The organism is Mesorhizobium sp. M7A.F.Ca.ET.027.02.1.1, assembly GCF_004022985.1.
Lineage (GTDB): Bacteria > Pseudomonadota > Alphaproteobacteria > Rhizobiales > Rhizobiaceae > Mesorhizobium.
In genome coordinates, this window is record NZ_RZOL01000695.1 from 1 (window position 1) to 1,719 (window position 1,719).

Annotated in this window: 2 protein-coding genes; one reads left to right on the plus strand and one right to left on the minus strand. The window is 56.1% G+C overall.

Annotated features, from left to right (window positions below):
* Positions 1-161 precede the first annotated feature (161 nt).
* Complete coding sequence (locus EN749_RS35185) at positions 162-788, minus strand: hypothetical protein (RefSeq protein WP_128364893.1); 627 nt, start codon at positions 786-788, stop codon at positions 162-164.
* Positions 789-824: 36 nt separating this feature from the next.
* Here EN749_RS35185 and EN749_RS35190 point away from each other — a divergent pair.
* Positions 825-1,719: hypothetical protein (locus tag EN749_RS35190; RefSeq protein ID WP_145991162.1), on the plus strand; the 895-nt coding region annotated here is incomplete at its 3' end.

The window sequence follows — 1,719 nt, forward strand, 5'->3', positions numbered from 1 at the left end:
CCATTAGATGGCGCGTTCGACTGTTCCTCGTTACGGGTTTGGCGGTTCTGTCGATTTCGAACGGAAACCCGGACAACGCTTGAAATTGACTAAACCGAACTATCAAATGTTTGGTTTTGGCAGTTCCATCCGACTGAACCAATGGGGTTGTGCGCGAGTAACTATCTCGGTTGCGAGGAACGATCGAAAGCCGCTGGGTCCTCAGCGACGACACTTCTGCGCATCATAGCGCAGATGAGGCCGATCACGGTGGAAACGATCAGAGCCCACGCCACACGGTCGGCGCCAAGAGGTGTGAACGTCCGAAGGACCGACATCGAAGCACTGCTTGCTAACATCTGAAACGCGCCAGCGAGGCTGGTCGCAGTTGCGGCAAGGCCCGCTTCGGCGAAAGTGACGTCGTTGATGGCCGCCGGGCCTGTCAGTCCCGCGCTGACGCCAATCAACATCACAGGAACCAGTACGGCCAAGGGAGACTGCGTTCTGAATTTAGCAAGAAACAGGGTTGCCGCCGCTCCGATGATGGGCTGGACGGCAGGGAGTGGAAAGGAAGGCAAGAACAAGTAGTTAAGTTGGCATTCGGGCATTCGAGTCCCGCGTTGCACTGCGCGTAGCGCTAATTGGATACGCGATATCTGACTCGATGCCATTCGGAACGCCGAGTTTCGAGCAGCTTTAATGGCGATGCCGCCGCGCAGCGTTGCGTCCCGCCAGCCAACCGCGCTTTCCGGCATCAATCTCCCGTAGTTGAAATCGACACAATTATAGATTGACTCCAATAAAAACATAATTAGCTTTAGCGGTGACGTGGGGGGAGATCTGGCATGAGACGGGTTGTGGCACGCCTTTTTCAGGCGATTGCATTCTTATATGTTGCGCTTTCAACCAGCGGATCGCTGGCCTACCCAGTTCTTGACGCGGTAGTTGGGCTTCCATTTCCCGAGTTAATTACCGTCTACCCTGATGAGTCAGACAAGAATCTATACTACTTTGTTCCGACTTCAGTAAGCTTCGTTTACGAGAAGAAGTCGGATGGCTCGCTTCGTCCAAGACTAGGCGTACAATACTGGGGCATCACCGGAGCTGACGTTGACGGGGCTGGGGCAAACCTGGCGTTTTCCATCCAGCCGTCAATTGATGCCGACAAAGTAAAGGCTGTCGCGGATCAACTGACAAAGGCCAATCCAAACGCCCGTTACGCCTTTCCTACGCTCGTTTCGAGCCGCATGGATTTGATCCTGAACGGACAGTTCGTTGCCGATAACCAAGACAAGGCTTCACCGACGTCAACGAGCGCTGGTACCGTCGACGCGACGCAGGCCTTCGCAATCGGACTATCGAGGATCGGGGCGCGCGCCTTTGCACAGGGCGTTGCGCCTGACAGCGACGTGATGGCCGGGCGTTACACATACAAGTTCACCGGGGTGGCGAAGCGGCTGCGCGCGAAAATCACCGTTTTCGACAAGCGCGTCTATGAGCACTTTAAGACAGGTGGCAACGCGTCGGGTTGGTGGGGAATGGTCAAGGCGTCTTGGGCCGCCGAGTGGCAGACCCTCACGACGAACGGCTCCCTGAAGCTCGAGATATTGGAGGGCGGCGAAAGCGACACGGACGAGTACCTTTTGGAGGTCTTCAAGGTACTCGTGAACGCTAAGGTCGCGGGCGAGGGAATGTTCAAGCCGGTTCTGCAGCCCGGCGGTTTGCCTGGAAATCCTGAAG

What these genes read in the sequence shown, in the direction of transcription:
- EN749_RS35185 (WP_128364893.1), bottom strand. Translation starts at nt 788, where the DNA reads ATGTTTTTATTGGAGTCAATCTATAATTGTGTCGATTTCAACTACGGG.